The 23,839-nt window shown below is 71.2% G+C and carries 29 protein-coding genes; 26 read left to right on the top strand and 3 right to left on the bottom strand.

Translation table 11 applies throughout. The annotated features are described in order from the left end of the window. Positions 1–278 precede the first annotated feature (278 nt). Together ACLJT4_RS39535 and ACLJT4_RS39540 are read right to left on the bottom strand one after the other, a co-directional pair. The gene (locus ACLJT4_RS39535) at positions 279–500 is read right to left on the bottom strand and encodes a hypothetical protein (RefSeq protein ID WP_411129891.1); all 222 of its coding nucleotides are present in this window, start codon (positions 498–500) and stop codon (positions 279–281) included. A gap of 99 nt (positions 501–599) precedes the next feature. Then, complete coding sequence (locus tag ACLJT4_RS39540) at positions 600–1,046, bottom strand: hypothetical protein (RefSeq protein ID WP_411129892.1); 447 nt, start codon at positions 1,044–1,046, stop codon at positions 600–602. A gap of 207 nt (positions 1,047–1,253) precedes the next feature. On the opposite strand from ACLJT4_RS39540, the gene ACLJT4_RS39545 reads away from it, so the two are divergent. From ACLJT4_RS39545 to ACLJT4_RS39580, 8 genes are all read left to right on the top strand, one after another. Beyond that, positions 1,254–1,526 (top strand): hypothetical protein, encoded by a 273-nt coding sequence (locus ACLJT4_RS39545; protein ID WP_411129893.1) that lies wholly within the window; start codon positions 1,254–1,256, stop codon positions 1,524–1,526. Continuing rightward, entirely contained in the window at positions 1,523–2,575 is a 1,053-nt protein-coding gene (locus tag ACLJT4_RS39550; RefSeq protein ID WP_411129894.1) for a YqaJ viral recombinase family protein, read from the top strand. The genes ACLJT4_RS39545 and ACLJT4_RS39550 overlap by 4 nt, the downstream gene beginning before the upstream one ends. Beyond that, a complete protein-coding gene (locus ACLJT4_RS39555) occupies positions 2,572–3,480 on the top strand; it encodes a recombinase RecT (RefSeq protein ID WP_411129895.1) in 909 nt (302 codons plus the stop codon). The genes ACLJT4_RS39550 and ACLJT4_RS39555 overlap by 4 nt, the downstream gene beginning before the upstream one ends. A gap of 183 nt (positions 3,481–3,663) precedes the next feature. Further along, complete coding sequence (locus tag ACLJT4_RS39560) at positions 3,664–4,470, top strand: hypothetical protein (RefSeq protein ID WP_411129896.1); 807 nt, start codon at positions 3,664–3,666, stop codon at positions 4,468–4,470. After that, positions 4,467–5,288 carry a hypothetical protein gene (locus ACLJT4_RS39565; protein WP_411129897.1) on the top strand — a complete coding sequence of 274 codons (822 nt, stop codon included), beginning with the start codon at positions 4,467–4,469 and terminating at the stop codon, positions 5,286–5,288. The genes ACLJT4_RS39560 and ACLJT4_RS39565 overlap by 4 nt, the downstream gene beginning before the upstream one ends. Continuing rightward, positions 5,285–5,530: a hypothetical protein gene (locus tag ACLJT4_RS39570; RefSeq protein WP_131122909.1), complete on the top strand. Its 246-nt coding sequence runs from the start codon at positions 5,285–5,287 to the stop codon at positions 5,528–5,530. Before ACLJT4_RS39565 ends, ACLJT4_RS39570 begins: the two co-directional genes overlap by 4 nt. Beyond that, positions 5,527–5,871, top strand: a complete 345-nt coding sequence (locus tag ACLJT4_RS39575) for a hypothetical protein (protein WP_411129898.1) — start codon at positions 5,527–5,529, stop codon at positions 5,869–5,871. Before ACLJT4_RS39570 ends, ACLJT4_RS39575 begins: the two co-directional genes overlap by 4 nt. Next, complete coding sequence (locus tag ACLJT4_RS39580; RefSeq protein WP_411129899.1) at positions 5,868–6,650, top strand: hypothetical protein; 783 nt, start codon at positions 5,868–5,870, stop codon at positions 6,648–6,650. Before ACLJT4_RS39575 ends, ACLJT4_RS39580 begins: the two co-directional genes overlap by 4 nt. A 44-nt stretch (positions 6,651–6,694) precedes the next feature. Here the strand turns inward: ACLJT4_RS39580 and ACLJT4_RS39585 are convergent, their stop codons facing one another. Further along, positions 6,695–6,988 (bottom strand): hypothetical protein, encoded by a 294-nt coding sequence (locus ACLJT4_RS39585; protein ID WP_411129900.1) that lies wholly within the window; start codon positions 6,986–6,988, stop codon positions 6,695–6,697. A gap of 130 nt (positions 6,989–7,118) precedes the next feature. On the opposite strand from ACLJT4_RS39585, the gene ACLJT4_RS39590 reads away from it, so the two are divergent. From ACLJT4_RS39590 to ACLJT4_RS39675, 18 genes are all read left to right on the top strand, one after another. Further along, positions 7,119–8,684, top strand: coding sequence for a hypothetical protein (locus ACLJT4_RS39590; RefSeq protein ID WP_411129901.1), 1,566 nt, complete (start codon positions 7,119–7,121; stop codon positions 8,682–8,684). 155 nt (positions 8,685–8,839) lie between these two features. Then, the gene (locus tag ACLJT4_RS39595; RefSeq protein WP_411129902.1) at positions 8,840–9,286 is read left to right on the top strand and encodes a helix-turn-helix domain-containing protein; all 447 of its coding nucleotides are present in this window, start codon (positions 8,840–8,842) and stop codon (positions 9,284–9,286) included. Next, the gene (locus tag ACLJT4_RS39600) at positions 9,286–10,518 is read left to right on the top strand and encodes a PBSX family phage terminase large subunit (protein ID WP_411129903.1); all 1,233 of its coding nucleotides are present in this window, start codon (positions 9,286–9,288) and stop codon (positions 10,516–10,518) included. The genes ACLJT4_RS39595 and ACLJT4_RS39600 overlap by 1 nt, the downstream gene beginning before the upstream one ends. Before the next feature lie 69 nt (positions 10,519–10,587). Continuing rightward, entirely contained in the window at positions 10,588–11,028 is a 441-nt protein-coding gene (locus ACLJT4_RS39605; protein ID WP_411129904.1) for an HNH endonuclease signature motif containing protein, read from the top strand. A gap of 49 nt (positions 11,029–11,077) precedes the next feature. After that, positions 11,078–12,490 (top strand): phage portal protein, encoded by a 1,413-nt coding sequence (locus tag ACLJT4_RS39610; RefSeq protein WP_411129905.1) that lies wholly within the window; start codon positions 11,078–11,080, stop codon positions 12,488–12,490. An 18-nt stretch (positions 12,491–12,508) separates the two neighbouring features. Next, positions 12,509–14,764, top strand: coding sequence for a phage minor capsid protein (locus ACLJT4_RS39615; RefSeq protein ID WP_411129906.1), 2,256 nt, complete (start codon positions 12,509–12,511; stop codon positions 14,762–14,764). 14 nt (positions 14,765–14,778) lie between these two features. Beyond that, positions 14,779–14,940, top strand: a complete 162-nt coding sequence (locus tag ACLJT4_RS39620) for an Rmf/CrpP fold protein (RefSeq protein WP_165484735.1) — start codon at positions 14,779–14,781, stop codon at positions 14,938–14,940. Between the two features lie 85 nt (positions 14,941–15,025). Next, entirely contained in the window at positions 15,026–15,691 is a 666-nt protein-coding gene (locus ACLJT4_RS39625) for a hypothetical protein (protein ID WP_411129907.1), read from the top strand. Positions 15,692–15,703: 12 nt separating this feature from the next. After that, positions 15,704–16,564: a N4-gp56 family major capsid protein gene (locus ACLJT4_RS39630; protein WP_411129908.1), complete on the top strand. Its 861-nt coding sequence runs from the start codon at positions 15,704–15,706 to the stop codon at positions 16,562–16,564. A 142-nt stretch (positions 16,565–16,706) separates the two neighbouring features. Beyond that, complete coding sequence (locus ACLJT4_RS39635) at positions 16,707–17,105, top strand: hypothetical protein (protein WP_411129909.1); 399 nt, start codon at positions 16,707–16,709, stop codon at positions 17,103–17,105. Then, positions 17,099–17,422 (top strand): hypothetical protein, encoded by a 324-nt coding sequence (locus tag ACLJT4_RS39640; RefSeq protein ID WP_411129910.1) that lies wholly within the window; start codon positions 17,099–17,101, stop codon positions 17,420–17,422. The genes ACLJT4_RS39635 and ACLJT4_RS39640 overlap by 7 nt, the downstream gene beginning before the upstream one ends. Beyond that, complete coding sequence (locus ACLJT4_RS39645) at positions 17,419–17,775, top strand: hypothetical protein (RefSeq protein ID WP_411129911.1); 357 nt, start codon at positions 17,419–17,421, stop codon at positions 17,773–17,775. Before ACLJT4_RS39640 ends, ACLJT4_RS39645 begins: the two co-directional genes overlap by 4 nt. Next, positions 17,775–18,206 (top strand): minor capsid protein, encoded by a 432-nt coding sequence (locus ACLJT4_RS39650; protein WP_411129912.1) that lies wholly within the window; start codon positions 17,775–17,777, stop codon positions 18,204–18,206. Before ACLJT4_RS39645 ends, ACLJT4_RS39650 begins: the two co-directional genes overlap by 1 nt. A 12-nt stretch (positions 18,207–18,218) precedes the next feature. Next, the gene (locus ACLJT4_RS39655; protein ID WP_411129913.1) at positions 18,219–18,764 is read left to right on the top strand and encodes a phage tail tube protein; all 546 of its coding nucleotides are present in this window, start codon (positions 18,219–18,221) and stop codon (positions 18,762–18,764) included. Beyond that, complete coding sequence (locus tag ACLJT4_RS39660; protein WP_411129914.1) at positions 18,764–19,249, top strand: hypothetical protein; 486 nt, start codon at positions 18,764–18,766, stop codon at positions 19,247–19,249. The genes ACLJT4_RS39655 and ACLJT4_RS39660 overlap by 1 nt, the downstream gene beginning before the upstream one ends. Positions 19,250–19,476: 227 nt before the next feature. Continuing rightward, positions 19,477–21,891: a phage tail tape measure protein gene (locus ACLJT4_RS39665; RefSeq protein WP_411129915.1), complete on the top strand. Its 2,415-nt coding sequence runs from the start codon at positions 19,477–19,479 to the stop codon at positions 21,889–21,891. 4 nt (positions 21,892–21,895) lie between these two features. Beyond that, positions 21,896–22,816, top strand: coding sequence for a phage distal tail protein (locus ACLJT4_RS39670; protein WP_411129916.1), 921 nt, complete (start codon positions 21,896–21,898; stop codon positions 22,814–22,816). 13 nt (positions 22,817–22,829) lie between these two features. Further along, positions 22,830–23,834, top strand: coding sequence for a hypothetical protein (locus ACLJT4_RS39675; RefSeq protein WP_411129917.1), 1,005 nt, complete (start codon positions 22,830–22,832; stop codon positions 23,832–23,834). Positions 23,835–23,839 lie beyond the last annotated feature (5 nt).

The raw sequence follows: 23,839 nt of genomic DNA on the forward strand, positions 1-23,839 counted from the left end.
GATTAAAAGTCCGGAGGGGGATGTGTTGGGGGATGCCGACTCATGACGCCGCATGACGTTTGCGCTGGTCACAAGGGGTAGGCGGCGCCCACCCTGCCATCCCGTGACACCCAGTACGACGGCGTCCGGTCTCACACCGGTCTCACCAGGGGCTCACCACGGTCTCACCCAAAGCGCGGCGTGACCTGCATGAATGGACCCTTGGCGAACGGGGTTGAGTCCAGCTCAACACATGAGGAAGGGCCGCGCGGATCGCTCCGCGCGGCCCTTCCTCGTGTTCACTCTTGCCGCTTGCCTGGTTCGGGCTTTGGCTCTCCGCGGCGCGGCGCCTGCTCTTGATCGCCACCGTGGGGGGCAAGGGCGTTCAAGACGAGTTCGAGCGCCAGGGCGCCCGTGTTCGTGATGGAGCGGTCATCCAAGATCACGTGCCGGTCGTCGCCGTTGGCGACGCCGGCCGCTGTTGCTTTGTCGTCGAGTCGGGTTCGGGTGACGCGGTACAAGATGCCCCCCTCGTGGCATGGCCGGACCTCCGCCCTCGAACATATGTCCGAGGCAAAGTCCGATCCACACTACTCCCACAGACACCGCAGGTCACGCCCTTACGACTCGGCGTCACCGTCGATTCCGCTTACGACCTGGGCGTTCCCGAGTCCAAGTTCCTTTAGCTTCTCTTGAAGGATCGGGAGGTCTTCCGGCGTGGCGTCTGACGAGTACACGACGACGACTTTGGTCTCACTCGTGCTCGCCCTGAGCGGGTCGCCGACGATCAGGCCGGCCCACTCTGCCGCCGCCGCCCTCTCGACCTCGTCGAAATCGCGGTCGACCCCTGCCGCAACGGCTCGCTTTAGCCATGGCCCGTTTTTGTAGCTCTGCCCGTCGGCGATCTTCCACAGCGTGGAGTGCCCAACCGCCTTCCCGGTCACCGGGTCGACACAGCGCGCGGCGAGGCTCCTCAAGGTCTCCCCCTTGACCGCCAACGCCTCACGAACGATGTCGGCGAAGGGGGTGGGCTCGGCGCCCTCAGTGGAGGTGTCGTTCTCCGACACGGTTCTCAACTCCGTTCTTGTCGCAGAACACGAACAGTCTCATCTAAGCAGCCATCGCCCCTTGATGCACAGCAGACAACGGCGTTGACGTGCAGATCTCGACTCCTTACGGTTGTTCTTGTTCGAGGACAGATACAGGCAAAGCGCCTGTAGGGGTGCGCTGCACCCCTGTCTGTTTGAATTCGACGACAAGCCCGAGGGGGATACGTGGCAGTCGACTTCATCGGCCCACCGCCGCGCAGCAAGAACACCAAGCACTCTTTGATCGCAAGCGAGCTCCAGTCGCACCCCGGGTCGTGGGGTGTCGTACAGAAGTCGGCCAACATCGCCCGCGCCTCGTCGGCTGCACAAGCGATTCGCCGGGGCCGGCTCTCCTCCTACCTTCCGGCCGGAACCTTCGAGGCGGTCGCCCGCACGGTCGTTGAGCACGGCGTCGTCGAGCACCGTGTGTATGCCCGGTACGTCGGGGGCGCGAAGTGATCGCCGCCGCGCCGGCCACCGTGACACCGACGGGCGTCGTCGTGGCGCCGCCGAACCTCGACCGCGAGCAGTGGCTCGCCGTGCGTCGTACGGGAGTTGGCGGCTCGGAAGTCGCCGCGGTGCTCGGTATGAGCAAGTACACCTCGGCGCACGAGGTCTACCTCGACAAGCGGGGCGAGCTGCCGCTCGACCGCCCGATGAACCCCGAGCTCGCCGAGGCTGCGTTCTGGGGACTGGAGCACGAGCCGACGATCGCCCGTGTGTTCTCCGAGCGGTCCGGCCTCGCCGTCGTCGAGGGCCCGGGGACGCTCGCGCACGTCGAGCGCCGTTGGATGCTCGCCAACGTCGACCGGTACGTGCTCGACGAGGGCGGGCGGCCGTCCAGCCTCTTGGAGATCAAGACGCGTAGCGCGTTCCAGCTCGACGAGTGGCTGCTCGGTGTACCGGATGGGCCGGCGCTCCAAACCCTCTGGTATCTCGCCGTTACCGGGTACGAGCACGCGCATGTCGCCGCTCTGCTCGGTGGTAACCGGCTGCTGATTCACCGCGTTGAGCGCGACGAGGCCCTCGTCGAGCACCTCGTCGCCCTCGTCGGTGAGTTCTGGCAGGGAGTGCTCGACGGCACCCCGCCGCCCGTCGATGGGTCCGAGGCGACTGAGGAACTGCTCGGCCACCTCTACAAGGTCAAGGCCGATGCCGTGGCCGTCGCCGACCCGTCCGAGGTCGGGCCGCTACTGGAGCGCCGGCGCGAGCTCAAGGCCCGCGAGGCGAGGACCGCCGACGAGCTGCGCGAGGTCGACAACAAGCTGAAGGCGGTCGCCGGCGAGGCCGAGGTCGTCAAGACGCAGGGCGCCGTCGCTTTCACGTGGAAGCAGAACGGGCCGCTCTCGACGAAACGGTTCGCCGCCGCGTACCCGGACCTCGCGCAGCAGTACACGCACCGCGTCGACGCGCTTGATACGAAGCGCCTCGCCGCCGAGCACCCCGACGAGTTCCGGGCGCATCGCGCCCGACGCCTCGTCGTCCCGAAGGAGACGAGCGCAGCGTGAGCACGAACCTTGCCGAGCGGGTCGCCAACAAGCGCACCCGGTCGCACTCCCCCGCCGTCCAGCCCAACCGCCCGGCGCAGCCGACGCTCGTGCAGTTCGTGCAGCAGATGCGCCCGGAGATTGAGCGCGCGCTGCCCGCGCACCTTGGCGGCGCGGACCGGATCGCGCGCATCGCGCTTACCGAGCTGCGCAGGGTCGAGCACCTCGCCGAGTGCACGCAAGAGTCGTTCGCCGGCGCGCTGATGACCTGCTCGGCGCTCGGCCTCGAACCGGGCGGCGTGTCCGGTGAGGCGTACCTGCTGCCGTTCTGGAACAAGAAGGTTCGGGCGTACGAGGTACAGCTCGTCATCGGCTATCAGGGCATGATCAAGCTGTTTTGGCAGCACCCGCTCGCCGCCGGCCTCGACGCCCACACCGTGTACGAGGGCGACGAGTTCGAGTACGAGTACGGGCTCGAACCGAAGTTGACGCACCGGCCGGCGCGCGGCTCGGCCAAGGGCCGGCCGACAGACTACTACGCCGTTGCGCGCCTGTCGAACGGCGGTAGCGCGTTCGTCGTGCTCGACGTCGACGACATCGAGACGATCCGAAAGCGCAGCAAGGCCAAGGACTTTGGGCCGTGGTCGACGGATTACGACGCGATGGCCCGCAAGACCGCCATTCGCCAACTCTTCAAGATCATTCCGAAGAGTGCCGAGCTCGCTCGGGCGGTCGCGCACGACGAGACCGTGCGGCGTGATGCGTCGCCCGAGGGGCTCGACGTGCCCGGGGACTACATCGAGGGTGAGACCGTGCCGCAGCCGGCCCCGCAGGGCGCCGAGCAGGCCACGGTCGAGGACGTGCCCTCGCAGTTCTCCGGATGGCCCGAGGCCGCCGAGCCAGCCGCGGCCGACGCCGCGCCGTGAGCCACGGGCCCGCCGTCCCGACCCGTTGCGGGCATTGGGACGGCGCCGCCGGCCGCCACTGCCGCGCCCTCGACGACGTGCGCCACTACCTCACCGGCCACCGCTGCCCACTGCACACCCCTGCCGCGCTTGCCGGCCGGCCCGAGGCCCCCGGATCGCCAACACCAGTAAGGAGACGGACCGTTGAGCCTCGACGCCACGGATTGGGTATGGAACCAGTCCGCCGCCCGAGGTACCGCCCTCGTGGTGCTGCTCGCCGTGGCTGACAAGGCCGGTGCCGACTGCACCGCCTACGCCGGTACCGCGATGCTCATGCAGCGCACCCGCGCCGCCCGCTCGACGGTCCGGGGCGCCGTCGACGCGCTGCTCGACTCGGGCGAGCTGCTCGTCGTCGCAGGGGTCACCGGTCCGGCCGGCGAGACCGTGTATCGCCTGCCGCTCGCCCTCGGCCACATCCGTGCAGAGGGGGCCGGAATCCGGCCCGGGTCAGATTCCGGCCCGGGCCGGAAATCGGCCCCCGGGGGGCCGGAATCCGGTCCGGGGGAGGGCCGGAAACCGGCCCCGGGGGGAGCGGAAACCGGCCCCCAGAACAAGAAGAACAAGAGAGAACAAGAAGCACAGCAGCAGCCGCGCGCGACTTCGCCCGCCCGCTCCCCGCTGATTCCCGAACTGCACCCGCTCGGCGACGCCCTCGCCGCCGCTGGCGTCGCCGTCCGCTGGACGCTCGGCCTCGGCGAACAGCGCGACGTCTTCCGCCTCGTCCAGGCGCACGGCGTCGAGGCCCTCGTCGGCCTCGCCGCCCGCCGCACCACCGGCACCGAGCCGAAGCCGGCCCGCTACTGGCTCAAGGTCTGGGGCGACCTCGACCGCGCCCCCGCCGCCCTGCCCGGCCCCAACGTCGCGCCGCTGCGTGCCGCTCCCGCCGCGTACACCGACAACCTCGCCGCCGGCCTCGCCCTGCTGAAAGCCCAAAAGGAGGGCACCCCGTGATCGACGAACACATCGCCGCGCTACTCGCCTACGCCGGCCGGCTCGACTCCCGCGTGCGCCGCGCCCTCGCCGACCCGCAGCAGTCCGCCCGCACCATCGCGGATTGGACGGCCGCCCTCGCCGAGGTTCCCGCCACCCTGCCGGACACCGGTTGGGACGCCTCGCAGGCCGTACGCCGCTACTACGAGCAGCGCGCCGGCGACCGCAGCGCGCAGTTCCGCGCCGTCGAGCCGCACGACGTGCTCGCCGCATGGGCACCGCACCGCGGCGAGCTCATGAACCGGCACACCGACCCCGTACCGGCCGCCGATCCGGACGACCCGGCCGCGTGGCGCGAGGAACTGCTCGGCACCCGAGCCGCGGTCGCCCATGGGCACACCCCGCCGGCGCAGTACCGCGCCGAGATCAACTCAGCAGGGCAGAAACGTCTCGCCGCCCTCATGTCGGGAGTAGGCAACGGTCCGCGCCGATACATGCCCGAGCACGTCGCCCGCGACCTCGCCGCCTACCGGCCGGCCCGGGCCCACCGCGAGGCGATCGTCGCCGAGGGCATCCCCGACCCGCTCGGCGTCCGCTGCCCGCACTGCCAGGCACAGCCCGAGCAGGCGTGCCAGAGCGGATACCGGCGCAACGGCAAGGGGCGCCGCGCCCTGTCCGGCGTTCACCCCTCGCGCATCGAGGCCCTGATCGCCCAACTCGCCCCCACCGACGACGAGCAGGCCGAGGCCGAGCAGGTCCGCCTCGCCCGCCTCATGTGCCAGCCACCCGCACCGCGTGAGACCCGCGCCCGCCACACCTCGGGAGGAATTCGCCGATGACTCCCGCAGCCGCGCGCGCAGTGATCGCCGCCCACTTGACCGACGCACTCGACGTGCACCCCCACCTCGCCACACTCACCGCCGCCGAGTTGCTCGACCGCCTCGCCATCGAGGGATGGGAGATCAACACCACCAGGCACGCGCGACCGGTCGCGCCTCGCGCGCGGGAGACCCGCGGCGCTCGGCGCCTCGTCGCTCGCCTGACTCGCCGTGCCCGTACGAACGGAGAACCGACCCCGTGAACGCCCGTACCCGTATCGATTCCCGTCGAGGCCGCCGCGAGCAGCGCGAGGTCGAGCGCGACGCCCGCCGCGCTCGTCTGCGCGTCCTGCTCTCCCGTGCCGACCGCGGCGTGCTCACCCCCGAGGAATCCGCCCTGTTGCGCGGCGACGTCGAGGCCGAGATCGCCGAGGGCGACACGCACCGCCGCAGCGCCGGCGGGCAGCAGGCAGCAGCGATGCGCCTGCACAGCCGGATCGCTGCTGCTGAGCAGTGCCTCGTCGAGACCGAGGCCGAGCGCGACCGGTACGCCGCCGAGGCCGAAGCCCTGCGCCCGCACGCCGACGAGGAGGTGAGCCGATGAACTACGCCACCGCCGTGCACGAGACCGTCGCCGCCCTGCGCTCCATCCGGGAGCAGTGGGCCGAGTTGCTGCTCGCCATCGAGACGCCGCCCGCGGACGTCTGGCCACCGCGGCAGCTCGCGCACACCCTGCGCGCCGGCGACGACGAGCCGCTCGTCGTCGAGGACCGGGCGCCGCTCGTACTGCGCGAGCACCCCGCCCCGCTGAACGTCGACGCGCTCGACGCCGGCCTCGCCATCGAGCGGCAGGTGTTCGCCCTCGCCGACACCCTCGCCGCCGCCGTCCAGCACGCGAGCCACGGTGACCCGCGCCGATGGGACTTCCAGAACCCGGGCGCAGCAGACGCACGGGGCGCGGCCGGCTCACGTGCGCACGGCCTGCACTTCGCGTGCGTGTGGGTCGAGGGGCGCGTGCTCGACGAGGACACCGAGCCCGAGCAGCAGCTCGACGGCGCCCCCGCCGCGCCGCCGTTCGCTCCCCTGCCCCCGCATCTGCTGCATGAGGCACGGCGTACCGCGCGGATCGCCGAGGGCCGGCTGCTGCGAACCCTCGGCCTCGACCAGCGCACCACGCCCGTGCCCGACCGGCCGTGCCCGTGGTGCGGCGGCGAGCTCACCCTGCACACCGACCCGCACGAGGCACCGAGCGTCACGTGCGCGACCGGGCCCACGTGCACGGCGCCCGTGGGCATGACGAGGACCGGCCGGCGTGTCTGGGAGTGGGGCGACCTCCCCGAGTTGATCGCCGCACTCGGGGTGGACATGGCCACCGCGGCTTAGGCCGCCGGCCGGCGCGCGGCCCGGGACGCTTCTCGGGCCGCGCGCTACTTGCCCTTGGCGATCTGATCGACGCGGCCGGTTGTGAGCCCGTACAGCTCGGCGACCTCGCGCAGCTTCAACCCCCGGCCCGTCCGCAGTTCGACGGCCGCACCGGTGCGCACCGCCTTGACCCGCTTCACCGCATCGGGCAGCAGGTCGTCGGCGAGCAGCCGTGCCGTGAACTCTCGCTCGACGGGGTCGGCGATGTCGTCGAGCAGGGCGAGGGCGGCGTCGAGGTGCTCAGCCATACGGGCGCGCAGCGCGGCCCGCTGCTGCTCGGCGTCGTCGGTCGTGTCCATGGGAGCAGCGTACGGGCTTACCCAAGATTCTTTTCTAGACCCTCTTGAAATTTCTCTTCTAGACCCCCTATAAATAGAGCGCGCCACCGAACACCGGCCGGCGCCACAGCCACCGAGAGGGAGTCAACTCATGGAGCAGCGCGAGACGTTCACCGAGCAGGCCGGAGTCGCCTACGCCACCGTTGGCCGCGGTAAGCGCGTCCACTACTCGCCTCGCAACGACGAGACCCTGTGCGGCCGGGTGATCAGCGCGTACGAAGACCTGTCTTCCGCCGTCGCCCTATTCGACAAGGGGTACGAGCTGTGCGCCACGTGCCACAAGGTCGCCGAGAAGCGGGTCGAGGCCCGCCGCCTCGCCGACGCCTCCCCGCTCGCTGCCGCGGCCGTGCAGCTCGCCGACACCGTCGAGCAGGCCGACGCCGCACAGGACGACACGGCGCGCTACTCCGTGATCCTGATCGGCCCCGAGTACCGCCCGGAGCCTGGCAGCGAGTACAGCGTGTGGGACAACCACGATGGCGAGATGATCGTCGAGGCGACCAGCCAGGAAGAGGCCGAGGCGACCGCGGCGCGGCTCAACCGCGAGCACTCCGAGGCGCGCGCGGCCGGCCCGCTCGTGCACCGCTTCTACTCCACCAGCGAGGCGTACAACGCGACGCAGTGCCGCGAGCACATCCTCGACGGCGACGTGCTCGTGATCGAGCGCGAGCAGGTCGTCGGATTCCTTCGGGGCGCGTGGCCCGGAGCCATCACCGCGGCGCACGGCGAGCTGCACACCTTCACCGCCGACCCGCGCACGATCGACGACGGGGCTTACGCCGCATCCGTCGACCTTGCCGAGCAGATCGCACGCGAGCTCGGCGCGCCGCTGGCCGGTGGGCAGAACGTCGTCGAGGGGGTCGTCGTCGAGCACGCCGGCACTGCCAAGGGCAGCACCCCGAGCGATGCCTCGCACCCCGACGTCGCCGCCGCCCGCCTCGCCCTCACCGACCTCACACCGGCCCGGCTGACCGACGGCATCGACGTGAGCCGCTACGCCGACCAGTTCGACACCAGCGTGCGTGGCTACATGCTGGAGCCGCGCGGCGAGGGGCGGGTCGCCGCGTACTGGATCGAGGCCGGCTGTTACACCGCCTACGATGGCGAGCCGCACCGCGCCGAGCTGAAGATCTTGCGCGACAGGTTCAAGCGGGCAGGCTGGCGCGTCGAGCGCGGCTTTCTCTGCATGTTCGCGCACCTCCCGGCCGAGGGCACCGCGCCCACCCCGCAGAAGCCGGCCGCCGCCGTCGAGCCGACCGTGCCCGAGTGCCTGCACCACGTTGCCGTTCGTCCGGACGTGTCGGGCGACCCGATCACGACGTGCGCCCGGAAGCAGCCCACCCAAGACGCCGGCGTATTCAACGACGAGGGATGCGTCGAGGCGTACGACTGCGCCGTGCAGGCCGCCAACCGGGCCGCCGAGATGAACGCCGAGGAAGACGCCCCGGCCGACGACCCGCTGTACGTGTGGGACCTGCTGTGCATCGAGCACCGCGACAGCGAGCAGCAGGCCGACACGTGCGAGGAGTGCAACGCCGACGAGGCAGAGGCCGCGGGCACGTGGCGCGAGGGCTGGATCGCCACCAAGCCGGCGCCGACCGACGAGGCGCTGTTCGAGCTCGGCGACAACGCCGAGCAGGGCTCGCTCTTTCAGTGAACGATCTTCCCGATAGAAGCTTGCGCCGTTATCCGTTCGTGACCTAAAGTCGGGAGCGCCTCCGGCGTGCCCGGAAACTTTGGCCCCTCACTCGTACGCCCCGCCGCTTCCCCCCGTGCGGCGGGGCGTTCGCATGTCCTGCGGGAGGTGAGCACGTGGCCGAGCCGATCACCGACCGCGACCGCAAGCAGGTCCGCGAACTGCACGCCGAGGGCAAATCGCGTAACGAGATCGCCCGGACCATCGGGCGCAGCGCCGCCACCGTAAGCAAGATCGCCCGTGCGGAAGGGCTAGCGTTCAGCGGGGGCGCGCGCGTCGCCGCAGCCACCGAGGCACGGCGAGCAGACGCTGCCGCACGGCGCGAGCAGCTCGCCGACGATGCCCTCGACGGCGCCCTCGGGCAGGTCTCCAAGACCATCGGCGCCGAGTCCGCGCGCGATGCCCGCGACCATGCCACCGCCGCCCGCGCCCTGACCGAGGTTCACGCCCGCGTCGCCGAGCTCGCTCGGCAGACCGGCACCGGGAGCAGCGGCGGCGCGATGCTCGACCGCCTCGCCGACGCCCTGCTCGGGCCCACGGGAGGTGACGGACAGGGGGTGTGATGGCCCCGCCCCTCCCCCTGTCCGACAAGCAGCTCGCATCCATCCGCGGCGCCACCGCCCGTATCAACATTTGGCACGGCAGTGTGCGGTCGGGAAAGACGATCGCGAGCCTTGTCTGCTTCCTGCTCATGGTCCGCCGGGCGCCGGCCTCGGGCCTGATTGTCATCGTCGGGCGCAGCTTGCAGACGATCGAACGCAACTGCCTCGACGTGCTGCAAGACGCGACGCTGTTCGGCGATCTCGCCGCCGAGGTACGCCACACCCGGGGCGCCACAACCGCCGTCATCATGGGGCGCGTTGTGCACCTCGTCGGCGCGGCGGACGCCCGGGCCGAGGGTCGGCTGCGCGGCATGACGGCCGCCCTTGCCTACGCCGACGAGGTCACGCTGCTGCCCGCCGCGTTCTTCCGGCAGTTGCTCGCCCGCCTGTCTGTGCCCGGGGCGAAGCTGATCGGCACGACCAACCCGGACAGCCCGCGGCATTGGCTGCGGACCGACTACCTCGACCGTGCCGGCGAGCTCGACCTCGCGCAGTTTCACTTTCAGCTCGCCGACAACCCCAGCTTGACCGAGGCGTACGTCGCCGCGCTCGCCGCCGAGTTCACCGGACTGTGGCGCCGCCGCATGATCCTGGGCGAGTGGGTTGTCGCCGAGGGCGCGATCTACGACGCCTACGACGAGCAGCAGCACGTCGTCGACGAACTGCCCGCCATGCGCCGGTACTGGGTCGGCATCGACTACGGCACGTCGAACCCGTTCTCGGCACTGCTGCTTGGCGCCGGCGACGACAACCGGCTGTACGTCGTCAGCGAATGGCGCCACGACTCCCGCGCCGCACACCGCCAGATGACCGACGCCGCGTACAGCCGCGCCGTGCGCGACTGGCTCGCCGAGCTGGGCGTCGTCCCCGAGTGGACGTTCATCGACCCCTCGGCTACGAGCTACTCCACGCAGCTTTGGGAGGACGGGCACCCGGGCGTCACGCGCGCCGTGAACGAGGTGATCGACGGCATCAGAAGTGTGTCGGTCGCGCTCGACTCCGGTCTGCTGCGCATCCATCGCTCGTGTGCCGGCCTGCTCGCCGAACTGCCCAACTACGTGTGGTCAGAAGAGGCCGCCGCCCGCGGCGAGGACAAGCCCGTAAAGAAGGACGATCACTCGGTCGACGCCCTGCGCTACGTCATCCACAGCACCGCGCACGAGTGGCGAGGACTTCTCGCACACGCCGCATAGCCCTCCAACCTCCGCCCCGGCCGCCCCTGTTGGCGCTTGGGGCCTCGTCATGAAGGGGGGCGGCGCACCATGCATGTTGACTGGGCCGACCGATTCCTCGCCACCGTCACCGACACCCCGGGCGGTTGCTGGCAGTGGACCGGCTACCTCATGCCCAACGGGTACGCCCGCATCAGCGTCGACGGCGAGCGGCAGTACGCGCACCGCGTCTCGTACGAGGCGTTCGTCGCCCCGATCCCTGACGGCTTGGTGATCGACCACCTGTGCCGCAACCGAGGGTGCGTGAACCCCGAGCACCTCGACGCCGTGACGCAGCGCGTCAACGTGCTGCGAGGCGAGTCGCACGCAGCCGCGCGCGCTCGACAGGTCGCGTGTATCCGCGGTCACCGGTTCGACACCGCCAACACGTACAGAGCGGGCAACGGCACCCGCAAGTGCCGCCGTTGCCGCACTGCGGCGCGCGAGCGCTCACGACTTCGCCGACGGGGGGTGCACTGTGCCGCTGCCTGAGAACGGCGCCCCGTGGCCCCCGCCGCACCTCGCCGTGCCGTATCGCGAGATGAAGATCAACGACGCGTGGTACAGCGGAAGTCACCACCGACTGACCAACGTCTACCGTCACGGCTCACAGCACCGCGAGGACGGCCGGCGCCGCCTGTGGGGACGCCACCGCCAGCCGCACCCCGGCAAGCCCGACCGACGGCTGCACATTCCCCTCGCCGGCGACATCGCGAGCGCCTCGGCCTCGCTGCTGTTCTCCGAGCCGCTCGCCCTCGCCGTGACCGACACCGCAACGCAAGACCGCCTCGACGAGCTCGCCGAGGCCGGCGGATTGGCCAACACCTTGTTGGAGGCCGCCGAGGTCTGCGCCGCCTTGGGCGGGGCGTACCTGCGGTGCACATGGGATACCGAGCTCGTCGACCGGCCGCTGCTCACCGTGATGCAGCCCGACCGGGCCGCGCCCGAGTTCTCGTACGGGGTGCTGCGCGCGGTGACGTTCTGGCGCGAGCTGCACGGCAGCGACACCGCGACCGTATGGCGCCACCTGGAACGGCACGAGCGCGGGCAGATCCTGCACGCCCTCTATCACGGCACCCCCGACTCGCTCGGCCGGCGCGTGCCGCTCACCGAGCACCCCGACACAGAGGGCCTCGCCGGCTCGCTCGGCGCCGAGGGCGACGCCATCGCAACCGGCATCGACTCCCTGACCGCGGTCTACGTGCGCAACCTGCCGAGCAGGATGTACCGCGGCTCGATGTTCGGGCGCAGCGACTACGACGCACCGATTCATGACCTCATGGACTCGCTCGACGAGACGTGGTCGAGCTGGATGCGCGACATTCGTCTCGCCAGGGCCCGGCTGATCGTGCCGGACTCCTACCTACGCGATCACGGCCCCGGCCGCGGCGCCTCGTTCGACGACGACCGGGAAATCTGGCAGGGCCTCGCGATCCCGCCCACCGAGTCCGCCGGTATCACCCTGTCGCAGTTCGCGATCAGGGTCGCCGAGCACGACAGCACCGCCGACCGGCTCGTGCGCCAAGCCGTGCAGTCCGCCGGCTACTCCGTCGCCACGTTCGGCATGGAGGACACCGGCGCAATCACAGCAACCGAAGTCAAGGCGCGGCAGCGTAAGAGCATGACCACCCGCAAGCAGAAGGCGGGTTACTGGGCACCAGAGCTCGCCGAGATTCTGCACGTGCAGCTCATGCTCGACCGCGTCCTGTTCTCCCGGAGCATCGTTCCCGAGCGGCCTCGTACCACCTTCGGAGCCGCGGTAAGCGATGACCCGACGAGCGTCGCGCAAACCCTCTCCCTGCTCACACAGGCGCAGGCTGCGAGCGTCGACACGCGCGTGCGCATCCTGCACCCCGATTGGCCCGACGAGCGCGTGCAGGCCGAGGTCGAGCGCATCCTCGTCGAGAACGGGCAGGCCGTGCCCGATCCCATGCAGGCCGGCGCCCTCGCCTGACGCAAGGAAGGGGGCGCCGTGCCGATTCACCCCGGCCTCGTCGAGGACCTGTCCGCCGGCGTCGCTGCCCTCTACGCGGACGCCGAGGCGCGGCTGCTGGGCCTCGTCGCGCGCCAGCTCGCCGACGGCTACGACGCCCCGGGGTGGGCCGTCGCCAAGCTCGCCGACATCCAACCGCTACGGCGCGCAGCGCAGCAGGTCGTCGACTCCCTGTCGACCGCGCTCGACTTGGAAGTCTGGGACGTCGTCGCCGAGGCGTACAACGTGGGGGCCCGATCCGGCCTCGCCGAGCTCGGCGCCCTGGGCGACGCCGACCGGCTGCGCATCGCCGAGTCGACGCCGGCGACGCGCGCCGTCGACCGCCTCGCGCAGGAAACCGTCGACCTCGTCACCGAGACCCACCGCGGCATTCTGCGCGGCGTCGAGGACGGATACCGGCAGGTGATCAGCGAGGTATCGGCAACGCCGCTCCTGGGCATCGACACCCGCCGCCAGGCCACGCAGCGCGCCATGGAGCGGTTTGCCGACCGCGGGTTTCGTACCTTCGTCGACAAGAGCGGGCGCGCGTGGCAGATGACGAGCTACGCGGAGATGGCCACACGTACCGCGGTCGGTCGGGCCGCGGTCGAGGGACACACCGACCGACTGCGCGCCGCCGACCTGTCTCTCGTCATCGTCAGCAACGCCCCGCACGAGTGCCCCATCTGCCGCCCCTACGAGGGCAAGGTGCTGAGCATCGACGGCCCCGACGGGGCGCGCGAGGTCGACGTCGAGCACGCCACCGAGGACGGCCGCACCGTGCGCGTGCACGTCGCCGGCTCCCTCGACGGCGCGCGGCGCAGCGGCTTTCAGCATCCCAACTGCCGCCACTCCGTGGCCGCTTACCTGCCCGGCATCACACGGCCTGGCGAGGAAGCGTCCGAGGACCCCGACGGGTACGAGGCGACGCAGAAGCAGCGCGCCATCGAGCGGAACATCAGGAAGTGGAAGAACCGCGCCGCCGCCTCGACGAGCCCGGAGGGCAAGCGCGCGGCCGAGGCCAAGGTGCGCGCCTGGCAGGGCCGGATGCGCGGACACCTCGCCGAGCACCCCGAGCTCATCCGCCGGCGCGAGCGCGAGCAGCTCGGCGCCGGGAACCTTCCCCCGCGTCCGGACGGCACCGCCGGCCGGCCCGGCACCCCCGACGGCCCGGGGGCCGATGCGTTCGAGGCCGCGCGCGTGCGCGCCGGCGACGAGCGCACCCTGCCCGAGATGAGCGACGAGCAGCTCGGCGCCGCGATCCGGCCCGGGGTACTCGATCAGCGCGACCTCGGCCGCATCCGAGCCGAGGCCGACCGGCGCGACGAGGCCGAGCTGCTCGCGCGGCTGCGCCCCGACGGGAAGCTCGCCGAACCCCTGACGCAGTTCAGCGACGACGAGCTCGCCGCCGCGTTCGCGCACCTGGGCGACGACGAGCTGCTGCGCGTTGCGGCCGAGCTCGACCGGCGCGACCTCGACGCCGCCCTGCCCGCCGCCCGTCGTGACCTGATCGGCCTTTCCGACCGTGACCTCGCCACGCGTGCCCGGCACGCCGACGAGGGCGAGCGCGGCGCGATCACGGCCGAGGCCAACCGGCGCCGGCTGCTCGCCGAGGTGTTCCCCGGCGGACGGCTTGCCGAGGACCTGTCCGCCCTCGGCGACGATGTCCTCGGGTGGGCGATCCGCTACGCGCGCCCGGACGACGTCGAGCGCATCGCCGACGAGCTCGACCGCCGGTACCCGCCCGCCCCGCTGCCCGAGGCCGCCGGCGGGCACACCGTCGAGGGGCAGCTCGCCGACCGGGCCGCCCTCGACGAGGTCCTCGCGCCGGCCGCCGAGCCCGACGAGTGGGGCTCGCTTGCCCTCGACCACGACCCGTACGCCGGCATGACCGCCACCGAGCGTTGGATCGCAGAGCGGGAGGAAGCAGCACAGGCGCAGCGCACCGCGTACACCCGCGAGCAGATACGCGAGATGTACCGCGAACACGTGTGGGCGCAGTACATGGCCGCCGAGGACGCGACGAACGGCTATCTCCTCAACCGCAAGGCCCGGGCTGCCGGCGTCGATCCGGCGAGCTTGTTCACCGGGCCCGCGCACGTCGCCTACTCGCGCGCGTCCGAGGACCTCATTCGCTGGTGGCAGGACCACCCGCGCACTACGCTTGCCGAGTACGCCGAGCAGGTCACCGGGGTACGCGACGCCGCGGCCGACACCGCCCGCAAAGCGCGCGACGACCGGCAGAACCGCCTATGAACCAGGGGGCAGCAGTGGGCAGTCGAGGCGACCTCGTGCGCGCCATGAACGCCGGCCGCGAGGCCGGTGTGAACCGCGCTCCGGTGACGTCCTGCCCGTTCCCTGCCGGCGATCTGCGCCGCTCCGCATGGGTCCGCGGCTACGCCGCCGGCCGCCCGCTCCCCGACGAGGAGTAGGCACCCCGACGCTCCCCCCTTATAGGGCCTGCCAGTTGGCGGGCCCTTTTTTCATGCCCGCACACCGCCACGGAGGCACCCACCCATGTCCGACGCACCGTCGACCGAGGCGCCCGGCACCGACCCGGCCGGCCAGACGACGACCGCCCCGCCCGCGACACCGCCGGCCCCCACCGCCGCGCCGGCCGCCCCGGCTGCGCCCGCGGTTGACCCGGCCGCCGAGCAGCAGCTCGCCGACGCCACGAAGCGCGCCGAGCAGGCCGCCACCGAACGCGACGAGCTGCTCGCCGGACTGCGGCGCGTGCTCGACCCGTCCGGCGCGGCCGGCGAGCAGGACCCCGCCAAGCTCGCCGAGCACGCCGCCACCGAACGCGACGCCGCCCTCGCCGAGGCGCGTCGGCTGCGCGTCGAGCTCGCCGCCCACCAGGCCGCGCACAAGGGCGGCGCCGACCCCGCGCGGCTGCTCGACTCCCGCAACGTGGCCGCGCAGCTCGAAGCCCTCGACCCGAGCGACGCAAAGTTCGCCGAGCGCCTCGACTCCGTGATCGCCGCCGCGGTCGAGGCAAACCCGCTGCTGCGCGCCGAGGGCAGCGCGCCGGCCGGACCGCCCAAGGGCGGCGCCGACTTCACCCCCGGCGCCCCGGCCACCGTCACACCCGAGCAGTTCGCGCGCCTGACCTACGCCGAGCGCGTCGACCTCCACCAGTCCGACCCCGACCTGTACCGGCAGCTTTCTGCCGCATCCGAGTAAGGAGGCCGCCGCATGGCGACCGGAAAGACCACCGCGGCACAGATGATCGTGCCGGACGTCTGGGCCGACATGGTTCAGGCGAAGTTCAAGGGCGCGCTTGTGCTCGGCACGATGGCGCTCAACGACACCACCCTCGAAGGCAAGCCCGGCGACTCCGTGAACTTCCCCAAGTGGAAGGCGCTTACGGATGCCGAGGACCTGACCGAGGGCGCCCCGATGACCCCCGAGCAGCTCGGCACCGACCCGGGCAACACCGCCACGATCAAGGAATCCGGCAAGGCGGTTGAGATCACGGACAAGGCCCGCCTTGTGGCGTTCGGCGACCCCTTCGCGGAGACGCAGCGGCAGCTCGGCCTACTGATCGCCCGGAAGATCGACAAGGATCTGACGGCCGCGGCCGAGGCCGCCGGCGCGATCACCGTCAACGCCGCCGACAAGGCACTGTCGTGGGATGTGCTCGTGGACGGCATCGCACGCTTCGGGGACGAGTGGGAGCCGGACAACATGGCCGGCATCGTCATTCACTCGCTCCAGCGCGCGAGCATCTACAAGGACCCGAACTTCATCAGCGCCGACAAGTTCGGCACGGGCGCGGTGATCCCGCGCGGCGTGATCGGCCAGATTGGCGGCGTGAACGTGTACGTCTCCGACCGCGTCACCACCACCCCGGGCGCCGAGGGCACCCCGGCGACGTACAACGCGCTCATGGTGCGCCGCGGCTCCCTGGGCCTGCTCTACAAGCGCCGGCCGATCGTCGAGACCGACCGCGACATCCTCGCCCGTACGACCGTGGTCACCACGAACGTGCACTACGCGACGCACCGCCTCGACGACGAGGGGATCGTCGTTCTCACCACCCGCGGGGCGGCGTGATGATGCTCCGCCGCTACCACCGGAGAGGAAACGATTCCCCGGGCGAGGACGAGGCGCAGATAACCGAAGACGAGCAGAGCAGCGGGCCGCCGGCGAAGAAGCCGACGGCCCGTTCTGCTGCCCGCGGCAAGAGGGGGTGATCGTGGCCCGCCAGCCCTACGCGACCCCCGAGGCCCTCACCGCCTGGACCGGTCAGCCGGCCCCCGCGGACGCCGAGCGGCTGCTCGCCCGGGCCGGCGAGGACATCGACTCGGCGCTGCTCACCGCGGTGTACGCCGTCGACGAGGACGGCGACCCGACCGACCCCACCGTGCGCGCCGCGCTGAGCGACGCCACGTGCGCACAGGTCGAGTACCAACTCGCCGCCGGCGATGACGGCACCGGGGCCGGCGGACAGTGGGACTCGGTCAGCATCGGCCCCGTGTCCCTGTCCGGGCGCAGCTCGACCACCGCGGCGACGACCGGCGTCGAGCTCGCCCCGCGCGCCGCCCGGGCCCTGCGCCGCGCCGGCCTCACCCCGGGACAGGTGATCCCATGGTGACCCGCGTTCCCGAGGTCCTGCTGCGCCACCGCATCCGCATCGAGCCGTACCTCGCCGACACCGCGTACGGCCCCACCTACGGGCCCGCCATCGAGGCCGTGCCCGCACTCGTCGCCCCCTCGCCGCGCATGGCCCGGGCACCGGACGGACGGGAGTTCACCGCAGCGGCGACGTTCATCGCCGCCCCGGATCTCGACTGCCCGCTCGGCTCGCGCATCACCCTGCCCGACGGCCGCACCGCGACGGCGACCGCCGTCGCCCGCCACACCGCCCCGGGCCTGCCGGTCCCTGCCTGTACGGAGGTGACGACCGAATGAGCCGCGCCGCCCGGGCCCGCGTCCGGTGGAACGGCGAGCAGGTCCTCGGCCGCGCCCGCGACGGCGCGCTGCGCGGACTGCTGCTCGGCGCCGAGCACCTGCTCGCCGAGTCCCGGCAGCGCGTGCCGATCGCCGAGGGCACCCTCGAACGATCCGGCGTCGCCTCGGTCGACGAGCAGCAGATGACCGCCGCCGTTTCCTACGACACCCCGTACGCCCGGCGGGTCCATGAGGACATGACCGCCCGGCACTCCCCGGGGCGCAGCGCGAAGTACCTCGAAAGCGTGCTCCCCGAGGTGTCCGGCGACGTGCAGGCCCTGATCGCCGCGCAGGTGCGGCGGGCGCTGCGCTGATGTCGTACACCCGCTCCCTGGTCGACGGCCTCGCGCGGCTGCTCGCCGAGAACGGCGTCGGCGTCTACCGCCCCGACGGTCCGTACGCCGAGGGCGATACCGCGATCACCGTCGCAGCGCTCCCCCCGGCACCCGACCGCGTCATCTGCCTGTCGGCGTATCCGGTCCTCGACTCCCCCGCCCTCACCGACACGACGACCGGCATTCAGGTACGCACCCGCGCGGGCACCGACCCGCGCGAGGTCGACGACCTCGACGACGCCGTGCTCGCCGTGCTGCACGCATCCGGCCCGCACCGCTTCGGCGACGTGCCGGTGCAACTCCTCTACCGCGTATCGGCCTCGCCCATCGGCGCCGACGCGTCGGGGCGCTGGGAGCGGACCGCCAACTACTACGCCCGCGCCCACCGGGCGCACCCCAACCTCGAATAGGAGGGCGCCCCCTTGAGCACCCCGACGCCCCCGGTAGAGACGGTTACCGCGCTCGCCCGCCGGTACCGCCTTGAGCTGGACATGGGCACCAACAACGCCCCGACGTGGACCCTCATCCCTGGTGTCACCGAGTTCACGCCGAAGGTGGAGCCGACACAGCAGGACGTCACCACCTACGACGCCGAGGGCTGGAGCGAGCAGGCCGTGACCATGCTCGCGTGGTCCGTCGAGACGACGATCGCCCACCGCGCGCACCCGACGACCGGTGCGTTCAACGCCGCGCAAGAGTTCCTGCGCAAGGCGAGCATGTCGTTCGGCGCCGCCTCGTACGTGACCGTCCGCTACTACGACCGCAACGGGGCCGACGACGCGCAGCAGGGTACGGCCCTGGTGACGTGGGAGCCGGACGGCGGCGGACCCGACGAGGTCGACACGGTCAAGGTCACGCTTACCGGCTCCGGCCCCCTCGTCCCCATCGCCAACCCGGCCGCCGACGGCGGCCCCTCGGCCCTGGCCGCGGGGACGAAGACGCTCAAGCCGTCGGGGGGTGAGGCATAGTGCCGTTCAAGGCGCTCGACGAGCTGCTCGACGAGACGCTGCCGCTCCCCATCAAGGGCAAGGTCTACACCGTGCTCGCGCCGTCGGCCGAGGTCGGTCTGCGGACGCAGGCCCTGATCAACGCCGCGGCGGTCGCCGCCGACGGGGGCAAGGTCGACGAGCAGGTGCTCGGCGACGCCGCCGAGCGGGACCTGTTCCGGGAAGTCCTCGGCCCCGCTCATGACGAGATGGTGTCCGACGGCGTCAAGTGGCCCGCGCTCAAGCACGCCGCGATCACGTCCATGGTGTGGATCGCGCAGGACAAGGAAGCGGCGGAACGCTTCTGGAATGCGGCCGGCGACCCTTCTCGCCTGGCCCCGAATCGAGCAGCGCGACGCCAGTCGGGTGCGGCGAACTCGACGAAGAATCGGGGCTCTACGAGTGGTACGAGTACCCGCCAGGCGCCCGCCCGCGGAAAGGGCAAGAAGGCCAAGACCGCGCGCTGAGCTGGGCGCAGATCCTCGACGAGTGGCCTCTCGTCGAGGCTGATCTGCACGAAATCTACGGGATCGACGTCGGCGCCCCCGGGGTGCTGCGCTCCCGCTCGTGGCGATGGCTGCGCGTGCGCGTGCTCGGCCTGCTTTCCGCCGAGTCCCGCCTCGCCCGTGTGCTCACCCCTCCACCTGAACCGCCCGCCGCTCCGCGCGGCACCGATTCCCGCAGGGGGTGACACATGGCCCTCATGGTGGGCGAGTTGGCTGCGACGATCACCGTCGACGACTCGGGAGCAGCGGCCGGCGTCCAGCGCGCCCGCGCCGCCATGCAGTCGGGCGCCGACCGGATCGCCGCTGACGCCGACCGCGCCGGGCAGCAGGCCGGCGACAACCTCGGCGACGGCCTCGCCGACGGCGCGGCCGACGGCGGCGACCGCGCCGCCCGGGGCATGGGTACCGCGCTGAAAGGTTTCGCCGCCGCGGCGGTCGGGGCCGGCATCGGTGCCGCCCTCATGTCCGGCATCGGCTCGGCCCTCGAACAGGGCAAGATCCCGGGCAAGTTGCAGGCGCAGCTCGGCACGACCGGGCCGGTAGCGGCCAAGTACGGCAAGGCCGCGGGCGCCTTGTACTCCGGCGCGATCGTCGACTCGGTCGAGGACGGCGCCGAGACCATCAAGGGCATTGCGCAGAACGGCCTTCTCCCGCCCGAGGCCACGCAGAACCAGATCAAGACCATGGGCCGGAAGGTCGCCGATACGGCCTCGGTCATGGGCGAGGACGTCGGCAAGGTGAGCCGCGCCGTCGGCGTCATGCTCAAGACGGGCGTAGCCAAGTCTGCGGATGAGGCTATGGACGTGCTCGTAAAGGGCACGCAGAAGGGCGGGAACGCTGCCGAGGATCTCCTCGACACGTTCACGGAATACCCGACGCAATTCCGCGATCTGGGGCTCGACGCCAAAACGGCGATGGGCCTCATGCAGCAGGGGTTGCAGGGTGGCGCGCGCGATGCCGACACGGTCGCCGACGCGCTGAAAGAATTCGCCATCAGGTCTAAGGACATGTCGACGACAAGCGTCGACGCGTTCAAAGACATTGGCCTTAACGCCGACACGATGGCGAAGATATTCACCAAGGGCGGACCCGCAGCCTCGAAAGCCCTCGGCGACGTCCTACAGCGCATCAAGGCGATTAAAGACCCGGCGGAGCGAAATGCAACCGCCGTCGCGCTCTTTGGAACAAAAGCCGAGGATTTGCAGGGCGCCCTTTTCAAACTCAATCCCTCGACCGCCGTTAAGGCACTCGGTGACGTGAAAGGCGCCACCGATAAAGCCGGTGACGCCATGCGGGACAACGCCGCGACCAAGTTCGAGGCGTTCAAGCGAGGGCTTTCTCAGAAGGTCGTCAACGTGCTGGGCTCGTATGTGGTCCCCGCCCTTTCGAAGGGTGCGGATTACCTCGGCGTGTTCGGCACGGCGTTCGGAACGGCCACGGGGTTCGTCTCGCAGCACTCGGTCGCGTTCTCTGTCGCTGCCGGCCTGATAACCCTGCTCATGCTGCCGGCCTTGGTCGGCCTCGCCACTCAGGCGTACACGACCACAACGGCCACGGTCACCGGGTGGGCGACGCAGGGCGCCGCCGCTGCGACTGGCGCGGCGAGGTTCGTCGCCGCCAACGCCGTCATCCTGGCCGGCTGGATCGCCCAAGGTGGGGGCGCCGCCGCTGCCGCGGTGCGCGTGGTAGCTGCGTGGGTGCTCATGGGGGCGCAGAGCCTTGCCCAAGGTGGGCGCATGGCTGCTGCGTGGATTCTCGCTATGGGCCCCATCGCCCTTGTGATCGCCGCAGTTGTCGGCATCGTCGCCCTGATCGTCGCGAATTGGGACACGATCGTTTCCGCCACAAAAACGGCGTGGGATTGGGTCTGGAACAAGATCAAGGCGATTGGTCAGTTCCTGCTCGACCTGTTCCTGAACTGGACCATCGTCGGGTTGATCATCAAGCATTGGGACGCGATCAAGTCCGGAACAGCCCGCGCCTGGAATGCGGTAGTCGATTTCGTCAAGACGATCCCCCGGAAGGTCGTTGATTTCTTCCTGAACTGGACTCTCGTCGGGTTGATCATCAAGCATTGGGAATCAATCAAGACGGGAACAGCCCGCAAGGCCGGCGAAATGCTTGCGTTCGTGCGCAGCCTGCCCGGAAAGATCGTCGGGTTCTTTGGAAACTTCGGCTCGATGCTGGTTGACAAAGGACGGGACCTGATTCGGGGACTGTGGAACGGCATCAAGAGCATGGGCTCATGGCTGAAGTCAACTCTTACATCCTGGGCTAAGAATCTGATTCCGGGTCCGATTGCTAAGGCGCTCGGAATTCATTCACCGTCGCGCCTCATGCGCGACCGGATCGGCAAGTTCATTCCTGCCGGAATTGTCGAGGGCATCAAGGCGGGCGCCCCGGCGGTCGATCGCACGATGCGCAGCCTTGTGTCGGTCCCGGCCGCCCCGCAGTTCAGCGTCGGCGGTATCCCTCCGGTCAACACCGGTACCGGCGGCGCGGGTTGGGGTCCGGCCGTTCACATTGAGAACTGGCACGGCGGCGACCAGACCCCCGAAGAGAACGCCGCCGCCTTGCAGTGGCGCATGAAGGCAAGGGGGTGACGCCGTGGCAATAGGCGACCGCGTCACCGCGCCCGGGCACGTCCAGCTCGGCGAGCTGCTGCTCGGGCGCGGCACCCCCTACCGATGGCGCTCCCTGTCCGGGTGGGAAGACCTCCCCGGCCTTGACTCGGGCAGCGTCAACCGCGCCGACGGGCACGGCGCGATACTCGGCCGGCTGCTCGCACAGCCGCGGGTCGTCACCCTCGACGGCATCGTGATTCGCGCCCGCCCGGACGAAATCGGCGGCGTCGTGCAGCAGCTCGGCAACGCCACAGGCGTCATGAGCGACGAGCAGGCGCTCGTCGTCCAGCTCGACGAACGCGGACCGCTGCTCGCATGGGTGCGCGTGACCAACCGCGCCGTACCCGTCGAGCTCGGGTACCGGGTGGGCACCATCACCGGCGCCGCGGTGCAGCTCACCGCATCAGACCCGCGCCGGTACGACCTACTCGAACGCAGCGCGCGGGCAACCCTCCCCACCGACGAGCCGGGCCTCGACTGGAACAGCGCCGAGGGCGGCCCCGACGCCGGCCTCGACTTCCACAACGAGACCGGCCTCGACTTCGGGCCCCCCGGCAGTACCGGCACTCTGACCGCCCGCAACGAGGGCAATGCACCCGCGCACCCCCTCGTCGAGTTCCGCGGTCCGGTGTCCATGCCGAGCCTGACCAACGTCACGAGTGGCGACGTCCTCGAATACGACATCGACCTCGCCGAGGGCGACGTGCTCAGCGTCGACACCGCCGAGGGCACGGTGACGCTCAACGCGACGACGTCCCGCCTCTACACCGCCACCGCCCGCAGCGTGCCCGAGCAGTCGTTCGTGCTCTGGCCCGGAACTGCGGATCTGGCGTACCGGGCCGCGCCCGGATCATCCGACCCCGCCGCGTCCGTCACCGTCCGGTGGCGCTCGGCCTACTGGTAAGGAGGGGCGCGACTTGACCGTGCGCGCCGCGTGGCTGCTCACCGGACCCCCGAACGGGCAGACCCGCACCGATACCCGACTCGCCCCGCTCGGCACGATGGCACCTACCGGCGAACTGACCACCCGCGACGGCGTGATCGCCGGCGGCGCCCCGCTCATGGCGAGCGGCGCCGGCCCCATGCAGGTACAGCTCGGCGTCGGCCGCGCCCTGGTGCAGGGCACCACCGCGCAGGGTGCCTATCCCGTCGCCGTGACGGTGCCCGAGACGCTCACCGTCACCGACGGCGACGCGCAAAACCCCCGCATCGACAGCGTCATCCTGCGCGTGCGCGACGGGCTGTTCGACCCGAACGCACCGGGACAGACAACCGTCTCGGTCGAGCTGCTCGTCGGGGCCCCGGGCCCTTCGCCTGTCGAGCCGAACCTGCCCGCGGCATCGCTGCGTCTGTGGTCGATCACCGTTCCCGCCGGCGCTTCGGCCGGCACGGGCGGTATCAACTGGACGAGCGCACTCGCCGACCGCCGGCGCTTCACGAGCTCATACGGCGGGATCATCCCCCGCGGCTGGGGGTCCTCGTTCAGCGGCAGCTACGACGGGCAGTACCGCGACGTCGACGGCGTGCTGCAACGCTGGAACGCCGGTACGGCCCGATGGGAGCAGTACCCGCCCGACAGCGGTTGGACGACGCTCACTCTCGCGACCGGCTACGCCAACCCCGGGCACGGCACCGTCCCCGCCTGGCGCAAGCTCGGCTCGCTCGTCCTGCTGCGCGGGCGCCTGGGCCCGACCAAGGCGAACACCACGATCGCCAACGCCGCCACCCTCGCCACGCTCCCGCAGGCAATACGGCCCGCCGGGGGCAAGGAATTCGCCTGGGCAGCACCGCGCGACCAGAGCAGCAAGGGGCCGGCCGTGACCCGCGTCGAGATCACCTCGTCGGGCCTGCTTCGCATCTACGAGGGGTTCGACCTGCCCTCGTGGATCAGCCTCGACGGCGTCACCTACGCCACCGACTGACGGGG

This window comes from Streptomyces sp. x-19, assembly GCF_046549115.1.
Classification (GTDB): Bacteria; Actinomycetota; Actinomycetes; order Streptomycetales; family Streptomycetaceae; genus Streptomyces; species Streptomyces albulus_C.